Source organism: Akkermansia sp. NBRC 115031 (assembly GCF_030268505.1).
GTDB lineage: Bacteria > Verrucomicrobiota > Verrucomicrobiia > Verrucomicrobiales > Akkermansiaceae > Akkermansia > Akkermansia massiliensis.
The window spans coordinates 71,557-85,193 of record NZ_BSQU01000007.1 but is presented as its reverse complement, the minus strand read 5'-3'; the positions used below and the strand labels follow the sequence as shown (position 1 = coordinate 85,193).

Genomic DNA, 13,637 nt, shown 5'->3' with positions numbered 1-13,637 from the left:
TTTAACCCTTTCAGAGGGTTGGACAATGCCGCGAACTTATTTTCAATGTTTCATGACGCACTCTATCAAAATTCCGGCATGCACGCAAAAGGCGGAAACCGGAAAAAAGCGGCCGTCACGACAGCGGAATATTGCGCGCCACGGTAAACAGGGCAAGTACGGCCACGCCGGCGGTCAGCACCCTCAGGAATACGGTCTTGTCCCTGATGAAAAACAGCGTTCCCAGCCAGATGAGCGTGGGAACCAGCAGCACGTTGTACCGCAGGGAATCAAGCCAATGGCCATGAAGCAGGGCATGCAGGGCCCTGGTGGAACCGCAGCCGTAGCAAAGATAACCCGTGGTTTTATAGAAAAGGCACTCCGGCAGCCAGCCGGACCGGGAAGGGTCATCCACCAGCAGGAGCACCGCGCATGCCGCAGCCAGCAGCGCCAGATACAGGAAAAACAGTTTCATTCCATGAAAAAGGCCTGCGGATCTTCGGTTCTCCGCAAGCCTTGGATTCACGAGCCTGGTGAAGCCTTTTATCAGTTGCGCCAGGCAGTCCAGCCGCCGACCAGCATCAGGACGATGCTGAGAATCACGGCAATAAGGCTCATCGTCTTGCCGTTGCTCTTGTCGGGATATTTGTTGAGGCCTATGATGCCCAGAATGAGGCCTACGAGGCTGCATAAAACGGCAAAGACGAGGGCACAAATGGCAAGCGTATTGTTTGGTCTTTCTAACTCAGACATATTCTTTAATCCAGTTTGATTTTTATTGGGGTGCGCATAGCAGGATGCCAGACGCAAATCCTTGCCATCTAAACAAAATGCCGTGCTTCTACAAGTTTTTCCTGGTTCTGTTGTCAGTTCCTGCGCGTCTTACAGGCAAAAACGCTGGAAAAAACCGGCAGTACGCGTGCAAAAAGGAATTTCCACGCTTGCGGGAGAGGGGGAAAAATCCTCCCCCCGTCACACAGAGTCCTTGCCTTATCATATTTGGCCTGTATAGTACCCGCGACTGCCAGGAGGGCAGCCGCCTGTTTACAGTTAACCCTCTATTCCGCATCATGACCAAGATTGCCAAGAGCACGTTCACCACGGGAACCGGAACCCCGGGACAGTTTTATTCACTGCCAGCCCTGTCGGAAAACGGCTATCCCCGCCTGAACCGTCTTCCCGTTTCCATCCGGATCGTTCTGGAATCCCTGCTCCGCAATTGCGACGGCCTGAAGGTAACGGAAAAGGATGTGGACAACCTGGCTTCCTGGAACGCCAAAAATCCCGGTTCCTATGAAATCCCGTTTACGGTGGCCCGCATCGTCCTCCAGGACCTGACAGGCGTTCCGCTGCTGGTGGACCTGGCCGCCATGCGCTCCGCCGTGGCCGGACTGGGAAAAGACGCTTCCGTCATTGAACCGCTGGTTCCCGTGGACCTGGTGGTGGACCACTCCGTCCAGGTGGACTGGGCAGGCCGCACGGACGCCCTGGAAAAGAACCTGGACATCGAGTTCCAGCGCAATGCGGAACGCTACGAATTCCTCAAATGGGGCCAGCAGGCTTTCCAGACCTTTTCCGTAGTGCCCCCTTCCGTGGGCATTGTCCACCAGGTGAATCTGGAATACCTGGCGCAGGGCGTCATGGAAAAGGACGGCGTTTATTTCCCGGATACCCTGGTAGGGACGGACTCCCACACCACGATGATCAACGGCATCGGCGTCGTGGGCTGGGGCGTGGGCGGCATTGAAGCGGAAGCCGGCATGCTCGGCCAGCCGGTCACCTTCCTGGTGCCGGAAGTAGTGGGCGTCCACATGACGGGGGAACTCCGTGAAGGAGTGACCGCCACGGACCTGGCGCTCCATGTCACCCAGATGCTGCGCAGCCACGGCGTGGTAGGCAAATTTGTGGAATTCTTCGGGGAAGGAGCGGCGGCCCTCCCGCTGGCGGACCGCGCCACCGTAGCGAACATGGCCCCGGAATACGGCGCCACCATGGGCTTCTTCCCCATGGACGAACGCTGCTCCGACTACCTGCGCCAGACAGGCAGGAGCGAGGAAGCCATCGCCACGTACGAAAACTATTTCAAGGCCCAGGACCTGTGGGGAATGCCCCGCAATGGAGAACTGGACTACACGGTTCAGCTGGAACTGGACCTGTCCACCGTGGAACCCGCCGTTTCCGGACCCAGGCGCCCGCAGGACCACATCCGCCTGGCCTCCATCAAGGACAGCTTCCGCAAGCTCGCCGGCATGCCCGCGGCGGAAGGCGGTTACGGCAAAAAGGAATCCCCGGCGGTCAAGGTCACCATGCACTCTCCGGCTGGCGTTCCCGTTCCGGTGGAAGGCTTCAGCCAGGAGGCGGAATTGAAAGACGGCAGCATCCTCATCGCCGCCATCACCTCCTGCACCAACACCTCCAATCCGGGCCTGATGCTCGCCGCCGGGCTGCTCGCCAAAAAAGCGGTCGCGCTGGGCCTGCAAGTGCCGCCGCACGTAAAAACGTCCATTGCGCCGGGCTCCCGCATCGCTTCAGACTACTTTGCGGCCAACCAGCTCCAGGAATCCCTGGACGCCCTGGGCTTTGAAACCGTCGGCTACGGCTGCACCACCTGCATCGGCAACTCCGGACCGCTGAATCCGGAACTGGAACAGGCGGTCAGGAACAATGACATCGTGGCCGCCTCCGTCCTCTCCGGCAACCGCAACTTTGAAGCGCGCATTCATCCTTCCATCAAAACCAACTTCCTGATGTCCCCTCCGCTGGTCGTCGCCTTCGCGCTGGCCGGACGCGTGGACATCGACTTCCAGACGGAACCGCTGGGCATGGACCGCAGCGGGAAGCCCGTCTTCCTGAAAGACCTCTGGCCCAGCTCCGGGGAAATCGCGGAAGCCGTCGCCAAATCCCGCAATCCGGAAGCGTACCGGGAACTATACACCATCACGCCGGACAAAAATCCTCGCTGGGCCGCCGTGTATGCGCCGGAGGGCTCCGTCTTCCAGTGGAATGAAAACTCCACCTACATCCAGGACCCGCCCTTCTTCTGCGGCTTCAACGGCCAGCCCCGCACGCTGGCGGACATCCGGGACGCCCGCCCCCTGGGCATCTTTGGCGACTCCGTGACTACGGACCATATCTCCCCCGCCGGAGCCATCCGGGAAACGGGCCCCGCCGGGCTGTACCTGCAAGGCATGGGGGTGGACAGAAAAGACTTCAACTCCTTCGGCTCCCGCCGCGGCAACGACCGCGTGATGACCCGCGGCACCTTCGCCAACGTCCGCATCAAAAACCTGATGGTGGACGGCACGGAAGGCGGCTATACGCTGTACTTCGGCAACCGCTCCATTCCCGCCCCGGACAAGAAAATAACCCCTGCCGCCGGAACCCCCGCCTTCATCTATGATGCAGCCATGGCCTACGCGCAGGACGGTGTTCCGCTCATCGTCATCGGCGGAGAAGACTACGGCATGGGCTCCTCCCGCGACTGGGCGGCCAAGGGCACGAACCTGCTGGGCGTCAAGGCCGTCATCACCAAGAGCTTTGAACGCATCCACCGTTCCAACCTCATCGGCATGGGCGTGCTGCCCCTCAACTTCGCCGACAAGGCGGACTATGACCGCATCGCCCCGTTGAAGGACGCCACCTTCTCCATCCTGGGGCTGGACAACGGCATCGCCCCGCGCCAGCAGGTCACGCTGCGCGTGCAGCCCGCAGACGCGGAGGCGTTTGACGTGCCCGTCATCGTCCGCATTGATACGCCCATTGAAAAGGAATACTACCTGGCGGGCGGCATCCTGCAATACGTCCTCACTCAAATCCTCAAATAACGCGGCTTGGCCGGGCTTTTCCGGCGCCGCATCCTTTCCAGACGGGCCGCCCTTCCCCCGCAGGCGCGGCCCGTCTGGCGCCTTCCTCTCCGGGCGCACCCGCAGCTCCATGACACGGCTTGATTAGTTCACTTGAACTAATTCCAAATTCTGCTTGCAATCCTTCCGGGCTGTTTCTAGAACAAACACATGGAATATAGATCTGTCTGGACGGGCTTTCTTGCCGTATTCGCCGCCCTGGCGTTCTGCAGCTGCTCGCAGAACGATAAAATGAGACCGCCGGCCGTCTCCTTCAAAATTCAAAAAGCCCCGGTAGTCCCCCGCACGTCCAACCAGATGGGCCGTGAGGTGGGCATCCGCGTCTCCTACATGCCCAAAAGCACGTATGCCCGCAGGCATGCGGCCTCCATGCGCCCCCGCTTCATCACCATCCATAGCACCGCCAACCCCAAGGGAGACGCCAACGCCCATTCCCGCTACCTGAACAGCGGCAAATCCCGCAGCCTGAACTGGCACTTCACGGTGGACCAGTTCGGCGCGTACCAGCACATTCCCACGACGGAAACGGGCCACCACGCGGACCACTCCGGCCCGGGCGACCAATACTCCGTAGCCATTGAAATGTGCGAATGCACCACGCACAATCCCGTCGTCATCTACAACAAGACAGCCAAGCTGGCGGCCCTGCTGATGATGCGCTACAACGTCCCCCTGCGCAACGTGGTGCCCCACAACTACTGGTCCGGCAAGAACTGCCCCGCCCCGCTGATGACCAACGGCCGCCCCGGCTATAAATGGAGCTGGTTCATCTCCCGCGTGGACTATTACTACCGCTGCCTCCAGGCCGGGAAATAATCCCTCCCCCTTTCTGCCGCGCATGCCGCACTCATGACAAGGCGTTCTCTTTACCGTTTCCGGCGGAGGGTGCTTCATGAAGAGTATGAAAATCATCACTTCCCCCGGAGATACGCAGCGGCTGAGCAACGGCCTCCCCATTCCCGGCATCGGTTACGGAACCTACCTGGCCCCGGACGACACGTCGGGAACCCGGAGCATTCTTGACGCGCTGGAAGCAGGCTACCGCCTCATTGACACAGCCAGCGTATACGGCAATGAAAAAACGGTGGGGCGCGCCGTCAGGGAAAGCTCCATTCCGCGGGAGGAAATCTTCATCACCAGCAAAGTCTGGAACACGGACCAGGGTTATGAAAGCACCCTGAGCGCTTTTGACGCCTCCCTGAACCGCCTCGGAACGGATTATCTGGACCTGTACCTGATCCACTGGCCCATCCCCGCCGGATATGAGAAGGACTACAGAGAGCTGAACAGGGAAACCTGGAAAGCCATGGAGCGCCTTTACAAGGAGGGCCAGGCAAGGGCCATCGGCGTCAGCAACTTCCTTCCCCGCCATTTGGAAGCCCTGATGGAACAAGCCGATACCATCCCCATGGTGAACCAGCTGGAAATCAATCCCAGGTACCACCAGACGGAAGCGGTCGCCTTCTGCCGGGAACACGGCATTCTGGTGGAATCATGGGGCCCCCTGGCCCGCGGAGGCGTCCTGGAGGAACCCGTCCTGCGCCGCATCGCGGACAAGCATAAAAAATCCGTAGCCCAGATATGCATCCGCTGGGAACTCCAGCGCGGCATCGTGCCCCTCCCCAAATCCGTGCATGCGGACAGAATCAAAGCCAACCTGGACATTTTCGGCTTCTCCCTGGACGGAGAAGACATGGCCCTTATTGACACGCTGGACGCCCCCGGGCACTACTCCATTCACCCGGACCATCTTTCCGAGGAGTAATCTTTCCAGAAAAGATTCAAGGACGGACTATTCCCTCCGCTTCCTGGCGGATTCCACCAGGCGTTGACGGGCTTCCTGCCTGGCACGGAATGCCTGTTCGCGTTTTCTTTCCTCCGCCAGCGCCGCTTTCTTTTCGGAATCACGGAGTTTCCCGTAAAGCAGCGGGTTCATGGCGGCCTCGTCCTCCGGGCCTTCATGGTGGTACACGGGCAGCCCGTCCGCGGCCAGCGCCACATGGTAGTAACGGCCGTCCTCCCTGGAGTCCCGGCCTTTTTTGTCCAGGCGGGAAAGAATCACGGCATACCCCAGCCCCGGAGCGTTCATCAGCTTCCGCTGGTCGTCAAACAGGGCGGCAACGCGCATGTTGTCGTAGTCCAGCTTCATGATGCCGCAGACCATTTTGCCCTCCGTATTCCAGTACATCACCAGCTTCTTTTTTCCCAGGGAATTGGGCTTGCACGTTTCATAGGCTCCCTTGACGGGGCGGCTTTCCATGGACAGGGAGTAGTCCGCATTGCTGTAGGATTTTGTCTCCCTTGCGGCGAGTCGTTCGCCCGGAGGAAGCAGGGAGGAAACGGGAGCGCGCATTTCCGTCCGTTCCTCAGGCATGTATTTGGAGGGAATGAGGAGACCTTTTCCGGTATCGTAATAGGCGTAAAGGCTTCCCTGGTCCAGAACCATGTCAAAGTTTTTCTGCCCCCTCCCGCTTTCCGGGCGCGCCTGCGGGCGGCAATATTCCTGGATTCGGAACGGAGGGCCCTTGATGGCGGAAAGGGAGGTGGTACAGACCAGCCCGTCCACCTTCCTGGTTCCCGCCAAGGTTCTGGTGGGGTTTTTCCGGGCCGCTTCATTATACCGGGGAGTGATGTCTTTTTCCACCGGCGTCCACGTTGTTTTTTCCAGCTCCTTCATCAGGAACGGCCAGAGCATCGCGGCCAGCTTCAGGTCCCGGCGCGCCGCCGTGCCCGTCAGGGAAGCCGCCAGCGCCGCGTCTTCCTCATCCAGGCGGTTCAGCGGAATTTCCACACGTTTCCGCCCCGTTTTAAGCGCCAATCTGGAACCCGTGCAGGATTGAAAACTGCCTTTTATCACGTCTCCGAGCTTGGATATCCATTCCCGTTCGCCCGGAAAGGCATATTCATCAGCCGGCGCACAAACCGCGCCGCACCATACCAGCACAGCAAGCAGAAGGAGTTTCATCGTCAGGGACACAGGGTTGCGACTGCAACCCTAACAACAGGGCCGGCCGGATAAAAGCTTTTAATTGACCGCCGCTGCATCGGGAACCCGGAACAAGAAAGGGGAAAACGGCCTCATCACATGTCATCCGGAGGCCATGCAGGGCCGATAAGGACCGGAAGGCCCTTTTTCCCGGGCGGGAGACCGTGACAAACCGGGGGGAATTGGAAGAAGCAGGGGAAACTGAATTTGGCTTGCCCGGGAGTGAGGGGCTCCCGCCCCTCATCATTCCCTCCAATCAGCGGCCTCATGCCACCCTGACCGCGCATCCGGAGAAAATCCTTGGACCGCAGTTATTGCTTCTTCCCTTTTTTAGGAGCCGCCTCTGCCGTTTTAGCGCTTCTTCCCGCGCCTTTCCCGGCAGTTTTGGGCGTCCTGGCCGTTTTGGAAGCCGGAGCTTTTTCCTTGTCTTCCGACTTGGCCGCAGCTTTTTTAGCCGGATATTTCTTTTCCCGGGGCGGGAATTCAAAGCCGATCTTGCCCGTCTTCGCATTGAAGACCAGATAAGCGTCAAACGGACGCTTGGTGCGCTGGGAGATGAAGCCCTTCATCAGGTCGGACTTTCCTTCCGCCAGAATCTTCAACACCTGGTCCAGCGGGATTTCACGGCCCAGGATGGTACGGGAAACGGAGACGGCGGCATTTTCCTTTCCAATGGCCAGGGAAGGGACTTTCCAGGCCTTGGCCGTTTCCATCACATCGTGTTCCCCCATGTCCGGGATGGTGACGGAGGCCACTTTCACGGCTTCCTCCGTCCCGGCGGCTTCATCCTCCTCCCGTGCCGGGAAGTAGAGCGTGGCGCGGAACTTGTCGTTGAGCTCCAGCCCCGCTTCAAAGGGTTTGCCGAACCGGGAGGTGAATCCGTGGAGGATTCCCGTCTTGCCGTCCACAATGAGGGTTTTCAGCTCTTCATCCGTCATGTCGCGGCCGGAGATGACCTTGCGGATGCTGAACTTGCAGGAACGGCAGGAAACGGCGTCCAGCGTGTTTTTCAGGCCGTGGGCATGGCAGGACGGGCAGTCCAGTTCCATTTCCGGCAGTTCCACCTGCTGCTGGGCTTCCCGGAAGTCTTTCACCCTCTTCACGATTTCCCCGGTCAGAGTCTTGATGCCTTCCATGAAGGAGTCCCTCGGCAGGGCGGCCTGCTCCATCTGCTTGAGCTTGTATTCCCATTCCCCGGTGAGGCTGGGGGAGGTAAGCGTTTTCAGCCCGATGCGTTCCAGCAGGGCGATCAGTTCAATCCCGCGGCGCGTCGCCAGAAGCTCGCGGCCGTCACGGACAATGTATTCCTGGGAAATCAGGCCTTCAATGATGGAGGCGCGGGTGGCGGGGGTGCCCAGGCCGCGTTCGCTCATGGCGGCGGCCAGTTCTTCGTCATGCACCAGCTTTCCGGCGCCTTCCATGGCGGCCAGCAGCGTGGCTTCATTATACCGTGCGGGCGGCTTGGTCATGGCGTTGCGGATTTCAATTTCACGCACGGCAGCCTGTTCCCCGTCATGGACGGGCACCAGTTCTTCCTTGGAGGAACTGCCCGCCTTGCGTCCGTAGACGGCCTGCCAGCCCGGTTCCACCAGCACGCGGCCCGTGGTGAGGAAGGCGTCCGTCACGCCGCCCTGGTGGGCAATGAGCGTGGTTCTGCGCGTGTCCTCAAACACGGCGGGGGGGAAAAAGACGGCCAGGAAGCGGGCCATGACCATTTCAAAGAGTTTCTGCGCGTCTCCGGTGAGCTTTTCCATCTTGCCGGTCGGGATGATGGCGAAGTGGTCGCTTACCTTTTTCGTGTCAAACACGCGCCGGTTGGGCTTGATGCGCTTGTTGTCCAGGATGTCCTTCGCAAAAGTGGCGAATTCCGGGTCCTGCTCCGCCACCGTGCCCACGATGCCGTAGACCTTGCCCAGATAGTCCTCCGGCAGGTAGCGGGAGTCCGTACGGGGATAGGTGAGCACCTTGTGCTTTTCATAGCACTCCTGGGCCAGCTGCAGCGTGCGCTTGGCGGAAAAGCCGTAGCGGTTGGCGGCTTCCCTCTGGAGGGAGGTCAGGTCATACAACAGCGGGGCGATGGTTGTGACGGGTTTCTTTTCCTCCGTCACCGTGCCGGATTTGCCGCGGCAGCGGTCGCGGATGACGGTCGCCTGTTCCGGGTCCCAGATGCGTTCCGCGCGGGACTGCGGGTTGTCGTCCTTTTTCCAGTCCCGGTCAATCCAGCGGCCGGAGTAGGAGCCGGACTGCACGCCGAATTCCGCCCACACTTCCGAATAGGGCACCGGTTCAAACGCCTGGATTTCCAGTTCCCTCTGCGTCAGAATGGCCAGCGTGGGAGTCTGCACGCGTCCGGCGGGGGTGACGTTGAAGCCTCCGCGGGATTGCAGGATGGTAAGGGCGCGGGTGCTGTTCAGGCCCACCAGCCAGTCTGATTCGGAACGGCACACGGCGGCGTTCGTCAGGGGCTGCATGTCGGTCTCGCTCCGCATGCTGTGCCACGCATTCAGGATGGCTTCATCCGTCATGGACTGCATCCACAGGCGGCGCGCAGGCTTGGTCCATTTTCCGTAACGCACCAGGTTGTGGAAAATGAGCTCCCCTTCGCGCCCGGCATCGCATGCGTTGACGATTTCCGTCACATCCTTGCTTTTGGCGAGCTGGAGAACCTTTTTCAGGCGGTCTTCCGACTGTTTGATGGGTTCCAGTTCAAACGTCCTGGGGATGACGGGCAGATAGTCGAACTTCCATGGCAGGGACTTGCCGCCCTCCGTCATGGGCTTCTTCTGTTCCAGCAGGTGGCCCACGGCGGACGTGATGATGGCCCGGTCATTCTGGTAAAACGCGCCGGATTTGTCCCGGGTGAATTTCCCAAGCTCCTTGCCGAGGACTCTCGCCAGATCAGTGGCGACGCTCGGCTTTTCTGCTATAATTAACGTTTTGGACATATCGGCGGCTCGGAAAAATAGAAGTGGTAAACAGTGGCGGCAACCTTTCCCGCATCTGCGGCGCGTTGCATTTGGAGGTGAATTCCTACTCCCCTACCCCCTATGCTTGTCAATAACCAATTATGTATTTACGGGAAAAGCGAGCTTTTATGTCAGAATAACGGATTTTCCCGCCTCCATTTTCCGGAAAAGCCGCGCTGGCACCTTGCCAGCCATCTTACGCCATGCTATTTGTGGGACGATGAAAACGAGCCTTCCTTTCGTCCTGCTTCCCGCCTGCCTCGCGCTGCTGGGGGCCTGTTCCCCCACGCCGTCCGACCGCATCGCGAAGAATATGCAGGCCTATGAACAGCTTCCGAAGGAGCAGCAGGCCAAAGTGGCGCGCGGAGAGCTGGAAAAGGGCATGTCCCCCATGGCGGTCCTGCTGGCATGGGGGGAACCTGAACAGAAGATGGCAGGCCGGATGAACGGGAAGAATACGGAACGGTGGATTTACACGCGGAGCGGCACGGGCTGGTCCGTGGGCCTGGGCGGAGGCGGATTCCGCAGCAGGGATTCCGGGGTAGGCACCGGGATAGGCGTCACGATGCCCCTGGGCAGCCGTCCGCCCGTTTCCTATAATGTCCTGTTTGAAAATGGAAAGGTCATCGGCTGGGAAGCCGTCAATGGCTTTTAAACGGCATCTCTCCGGATAACGCTTTTCCATCCGTTCCGCCCCGGCATCTCCCGCGGGGCGCACCGTTTTTCCTATTTGCCGGCGGCCTTGACGATGGCCTCCACCAAGCCGTTGATGTCGTGCGTTTTCGCGGTAATCGAGGGTGCGCGCCCCAGCTCCTTGAGGGTTGCCGTGGTCACGGGCCCGATGCTGGCGGCCTTGCAGCCGTCCGGCCACGGAAGCCCCAGCTTGAAAAAGTTTTCCGCCGTGGAGGAGCTGGTGAACGTCACGATATCCGCCCCCCGCTCCCGGAAAGCCGCCTGGGCTCCCGCCACGTCCTCCGTTTCCGCTTCCGTCTTGTAGGCGATGCATTCGTCCACAATAGCCCCCAGAGCGGTCAGGCCGTCGTAAATCACGCGCCGCGCTTCCTCCCCGCGCACCCACAAGAACGTGCTGTGCTCAATGGTTCCGATTTCCTCGCGGGCGTCCTTGAAGGCCTTGACGAGTCCTTCCGCCACGAATTTTTTAGGCATGATATCCACGGCCAGCCCGTATTCCCGGAGCTTCGCCTCCGTTCCGGGCCCGATGGCCGCAATCCTGGCGCCTCCGATGCTCCGGATGTCCTGGTACACGGCAAAAAACGCCTGGAAGAAGCGTTCCACCCCGTTGGGGCTGGAGAACACCAGCCAGTCATAGGTATGGGCGTGCACCACGCCTTCCGCAAATTCCCGCTTGTTGGAGGGGGGGGCCATGCGGATAGTGGGCATTTCCAGCACTTCCGCACCCAGACGGCGCAGGCGCACGCTCAATTCCCCGGCCTGGGCGCGGGTGCGCGTCACCACGATGCGCTTGCCGAACAGGGGCAGTTTTTCAAACCAGGCCAGGCTGTCGCGTTCCTTCACCACATCCCCGATCACGACTACCGCAGGGGCGCCCAGCCCGGCCTTTTGAACCTTGGCGGGCAGCGTCCGGACAGTGCCCGTGACCGTGCGCTGAATGCCCGTGGTGGCCCACTGGATGGCGGCGGCCGGCGTGGACGGCTCCTGCCCGTATCCGGTCAGGGCTTCGCAGACGTCCGCGAGCTTCTGCATGCCCATCAGCATGATTTTCGTGCCCTGCGCTCCGGCGATTCCTTTCAGGTCCAGGGAAGATTCCTTCTTGTTCACGTCTTCATGGCCCGTGAAGACGGTAAATTGCGTGCAGTACTTGCGGTGCGTCACCGGAATGCCCGCATAGGCCGGCCCCGCAATGGCGGAGGTAATGCCCGGAATGACTTCAAACGGCACGCCCGCTTCATGCAGGGCGTCCGCTTCCTCCCCCCCGCGCCCGAAGACGTAGGGATCGCCGCCTTTCAGGCGCACCACTTTTTTCCCGGCGCGTCCCAGTTTGACCAGCAGGGCATTGATTTCCTCCTGCGGCAGGGCGTGGCGGGAAGCCCGCTTGCCCACAAAAATCCTTTCACATGCGGCAGGAGCCCAGTTCAGCAGTTCCGCCGAGCTCAGCGCATCATATACCAGCACTTCCGCCGCTTCCACCAGTTCCCGCCCGCGGACGGTCATCAGGCCGGGATCCCCCGGACCCGCTCCAAGCAAATAAACAATACCCTGTTGCATGCTGTCATTCAACTCCATCACCCGCTTTTTGGCGACAATAAACCCCGCCATGCCCGGATTCATTCCATTGATGGCAGAATTGTCACAAGACATCCACAAAAGATTCTTGTTTTTTGAATAAATACAATTATCACGTATTTATGAATATTTCACGTATACTTACGACCACTCTCGCTGCCGCATTCACCCTTCCGGCTTTGGCGGATATTCCGGCCTCCCGAGTTCCCGCCCCCGTGAAGGAACAGGTGCAGAAGCAGTATCCGAACGCCGGCGCCATCGAATGGGATTTCGACAACGACGAAGACGTTTACGAGGCGGAATTCCACCTCAACGGCCTGGAATACGACGTCAAGCTTTATCCGGACGGCACCGTCTGCCTGATTAAGGCGGACATGCGCCTTCAGGATCTGCCCGCCCCCGTTACGGCGGCCATCGCCCGCGATTTCCCGGGGTACGCTCCCCGCCGCGCCAAGCAGATCACCGCCAGGGGAGCCCTGAAGTACCGGGTGGACTGCCGGTCAGAAACCGCCGCCGTCCGCAAACTGGAGCTTTACTATGCCCCGGACGGCAAACTTCTTTCCCAGAAGGCGGACGATTGAATGCGCCGTTCTTCCGCATGTTTCCGTATGACAGAAGCCGGGGGAACCTCCCCCGGCGGCTGACACGGCGCCCTCTGGATTCAACAAAGCCTTATGATATAAGGTCAAACTTGCAATGATTGAATTATTCAATATCGACTTCCTTTCCTACACGGCCCAGGCGGCGGAAACCGCCCCGCAGCATTCCTATACCATTTACTGGATGATTCTGCTGGGCTCCATGCTTCTGAGCTGGCTGGTCAGCGCGCGCATGAAGAGCCGTTTCAGCGAATATTCCCAGATTCCCATTCCGGTGACCGGGCGGGAAGTGGCGGAACAGATGCTGAAGGACAACCACATCACGGACGTGAAGGTGATTTCCACCCCCGGCCACCTGACGGACCATTACAATCCGGCGGACAAGACCGTCAACCTGAGCGAGTCCGTTTACAATTCCAACAGCATTGCCGCCGCGGCGGTGGCGGCCCATGAAGTGGGGCATGCCGTACAGCACGCCCAGGCCTATCACTGGCTGGGCCTGCGGTCCGCACTGGTTCCCATCGTCCAGTTCTCCTCCAATCTGGTGAGCATCGTGCTGATCATCGGCATTATCCTGCTGGCCATGGGCGGTTCCCCGTGGGTGCTGGGGCTGGGCATCGGCCTGTTTGCCATGACCACCATCTTCGCCTTCATCACGCTTCCGGTGGAGTTTGACGCTTCCGCCAGAGCTCTGAAATGGCTGGACCGTTCCCACCTGATGAATTACTTCGACCACGGAAAGGCCAAGAGCGCCCTGTTCTGGGCGGCCATGACCTATGTGGTGGGCGCGCTTTCCTCCCTGGCCATGCTGCTGTATTACGTGTTCATCTTCCTGAACGCGCGCGGCAGGGAATAACCCGGGGCACGGGCGCAGCGGCATACGGGGTTCCAGCCCATGCGGAGAACGAGGCTTTTCAGGCCCTCCCTCCGCAGGAAAACCTCTTTCAGCCTTTTTCCCGAAAGACGGGGAGCACGGAAA

Annotated in this window: 11 protein-coding genes; 6 read left to right on the top strand and 5 right to left on the bottom strand. The window is 60.0% G+C overall.

The window, feature by feature from the left end; all coding sequences use genetic code 11:
• Positions 1–115 precede the first annotated feature (115 nt).
• Both QSJ36_RS10225 and QSJ36_RS10220 read right to left on the bottom strand, forming a co-directional pair.
• Complete coding sequence (locus QSJ36_RS10225; RefSeq protein ID WP_022396799.1) at positions 116–454, bottom strand: DUF2752 domain-containing protein; 339 nt, start codon at positions 452–454, stop codon at positions 116–118.
• 71 nt (positions 455–525) lie between these two features.
• On the bottom strand, positions 526–732 hold the full coding sequence (locus tag QSJ36_RS10220) for a hypothetical protein (protein ID WP_022396800.1): 207 nt from the start codon (positions 730–732) through the stop codon (positions 526–528).
• Between the two features lie 317 nt (positions 733–1,049).
• Between QSJ36_RS10220 and acnA the strand changes: the two genes are divergently transcribed.
• The 3 genes from acnA (at position 1,050) to QSJ36_RS10205 (ending at position 5,607) form a co-directional block, all read left to right on the top strand.
• A complete protein-coding gene (gene acnA / locus QSJ36_RS10215) occupies positions 1,050–3,803 on the top strand; it encodes an aconitate hydratase AcnA (protein ID WP_215443431.1) in 2,754 nt (917 codons plus the stop codon).
• A gap of 189 nt (positions 3,804–3,992) precedes the next feature.
• Positions 3,993–4,658 (top strand): N-acetylmuramoyl-L-alanine amidase, encoded by a 666-nt coding sequence (locus QSJ36_RS10210; RefSeq protein WP_022396802.1) that lies wholly within the window; start codon positions 3,993–3,995, stop codon positions 4,656–4,658.
• A gap of 76 nt (positions 4,659–4,734) precedes the next feature.
• Positions 4,735–5,607, top strand: coding sequence for an aldo/keto reductase (locus QSJ36_RS10205; protein WP_251828054.1), 873 nt, complete (start codon positions 4,735–4,737; stop codon positions 5,605–5,607).
• Positions 5,608–5,634: 27 nt separating this feature from the next.
• Here the strand turns inward: QSJ36_RS10205 and QSJ36_RS10200 are convergent, their stop codons facing one another.
• Both QSJ36_RS10200 and topB read right to left on the bottom strand, forming a co-directional pair.
• Positions 5,635–6,807, bottom strand: coding sequence for a hypothetical protein (locus QSJ36_RS10200; RefSeq protein ID WP_215443433.1), 1,173 nt, complete (start codon positions 6,805–6,807; stop codon positions 5,635–5,637).
• Positions 6,808–7,139: 332 nt separating this feature from the next.
• Positions 7,140–9,773, bottom strand: coding sequence for a DNA topoisomerase III (topB, locus tag QSJ36_RS10195; RefSeq protein ID WP_215443435.1), 2,634 nt, complete (start codon positions 9,771–9,773; stop codon positions 7,140–7,142).
• Between the two features lie 241 nt (positions 9,774–10,014).
• Here topB and QSJ36_RS10190 point away from each other — a divergent pair, with 241 nt between their 5' ends.
• Entirely contained in the window at positions 10,015–10,449 is a 435-nt protein-coding gene (locus tag QSJ36_RS10190; RefSeq protein ID WP_022396806.1) for a hypothetical protein, read from the top strand.
• Positions 10,450–10,520: 71 nt separating this feature from the next.
• On the opposite strand, the gene cobA is transcribed toward QSJ36_RS10190, so the two are convergent.
• Positions 10,521–12,092 (bottom strand): uroporphyrinogen-III C-methyltransferase, encoded by a 1,572-nt coding sequence (gene cobA / locus QSJ36_RS10185; RefSeq protein ID WP_251828053.1) that lies wholly within the window; start codon positions 12,090–12,092, stop codon positions 10,521–10,523.
• Positions 12,093–12,181: 89 nt separating this feature from the next.
• Between cobA and QSJ36_RS10180 the strand changes: the two genes are divergently transcribed.
• Positions 12,182–12,640, top strand: coding sequence for a PepSY-like domain-containing protein (locus tag QSJ36_RS10180; RefSeq protein ID WP_102726427.1), 459 nt, complete (start codon positions 12,182–12,184; stop codon positions 12,638–12,640).
• A 202-nt stretch (positions 12,641–12,842) separates the two neighbouring features.
• Positions 12,843–13,514: a zinc metallopeptidase gene (locus QSJ36_RS10175; protein ID WP_102722270.1), complete on the top strand. Its 672-nt coding sequence runs from the start codon at positions 12,843–12,845 to the stop codon at positions 13,512–13,514.
• Positions 13,515–13,637 lie beyond the last annotated feature (123 nt).

What these genes read in the sequence shown, in the direction of transcription:
- acnA (WP_215443431.1), top strand. Translation starts at nt 1,050, where the DNA reads ATGACCAAGATTGCCAAGAGCACGTTCACCACGGGAACCGGAACCCCG.
- QSJ36_RS10220 (WP_022396800.1), bottom strand. Translation starts at nt 732, where the DNA reads ATGTCTGAGTTAGAAAGACCAAACAATACGCTTGCCATTTGTGCCCTC.
- cobA (WP_251828053.1), bottom strand. Translation starts at nt 12,092, where the DNA reads ATGGCGGGGTTTATTGTCGCCAAAAAGCGGGTGATGGAGTTGAATGAC.
- QSJ36_RS10190 (WP_022396806.1), top strand. Translation starts at nt 10,015, where the DNA reads ATGAAAACGAGCCTTCCTTTCGTCCTGCTTCCCGCCTGCCTCGCGCTG.
- QSJ36_RS10210 (WP_022396802.1), top strand. Translation starts at nt 3,993, where the DNA reads ATGGAATATAGATCTGTCTGGACGGGCTTTCTTGCCGTATTCGCCGCC.
- QSJ36_RS10205 (WP_251828054.1), top strand. Translation starts at nt 4,735, where the DNA reads ATGAAGAGTATGAAAATCATCACTTCCCCCGGAGATACGCAGCGGCTG.
- topB (WP_215443435.1), bottom strand. Translation starts at nt 9,773, where the DNA reads ATGTCCAAAACGTTAATTATAGCAGAAAAGCCGAGCGTCGCCACTGAT.
- QSJ36_RS10225 (WP_022396799.1), bottom strand. Translation starts at nt 454, where the DNA reads ATGAAACTGTTTTTCCTGTATCTGGCGCTGCTGGCTGCGGCATGCGCG.
- QSJ36_RS10200 (WP_215443433.1), bottom strand. Translation starts at nt 6,807, where the DNA reads ATGAAACTCCTTCTGCTTGCTGTGCTGGTATGGTGCGGCGCGGTTTGT.
- QSJ36_RS10175 (WP_102722270.1), top strand. Translation starts at nt 12,843, where the DNA reads ATGATTCTGCTGGGCTCCATGCTTCTGAGCTGGCTGGTCAGCGCGCGC.
- QSJ36_RS10180 (WP_102726427.1), top strand. Translation starts at nt 12,182, where the DNA reads ATGAATATTTCACGTATACTTACGACCACTCTCGCTGCCGCATTCACC.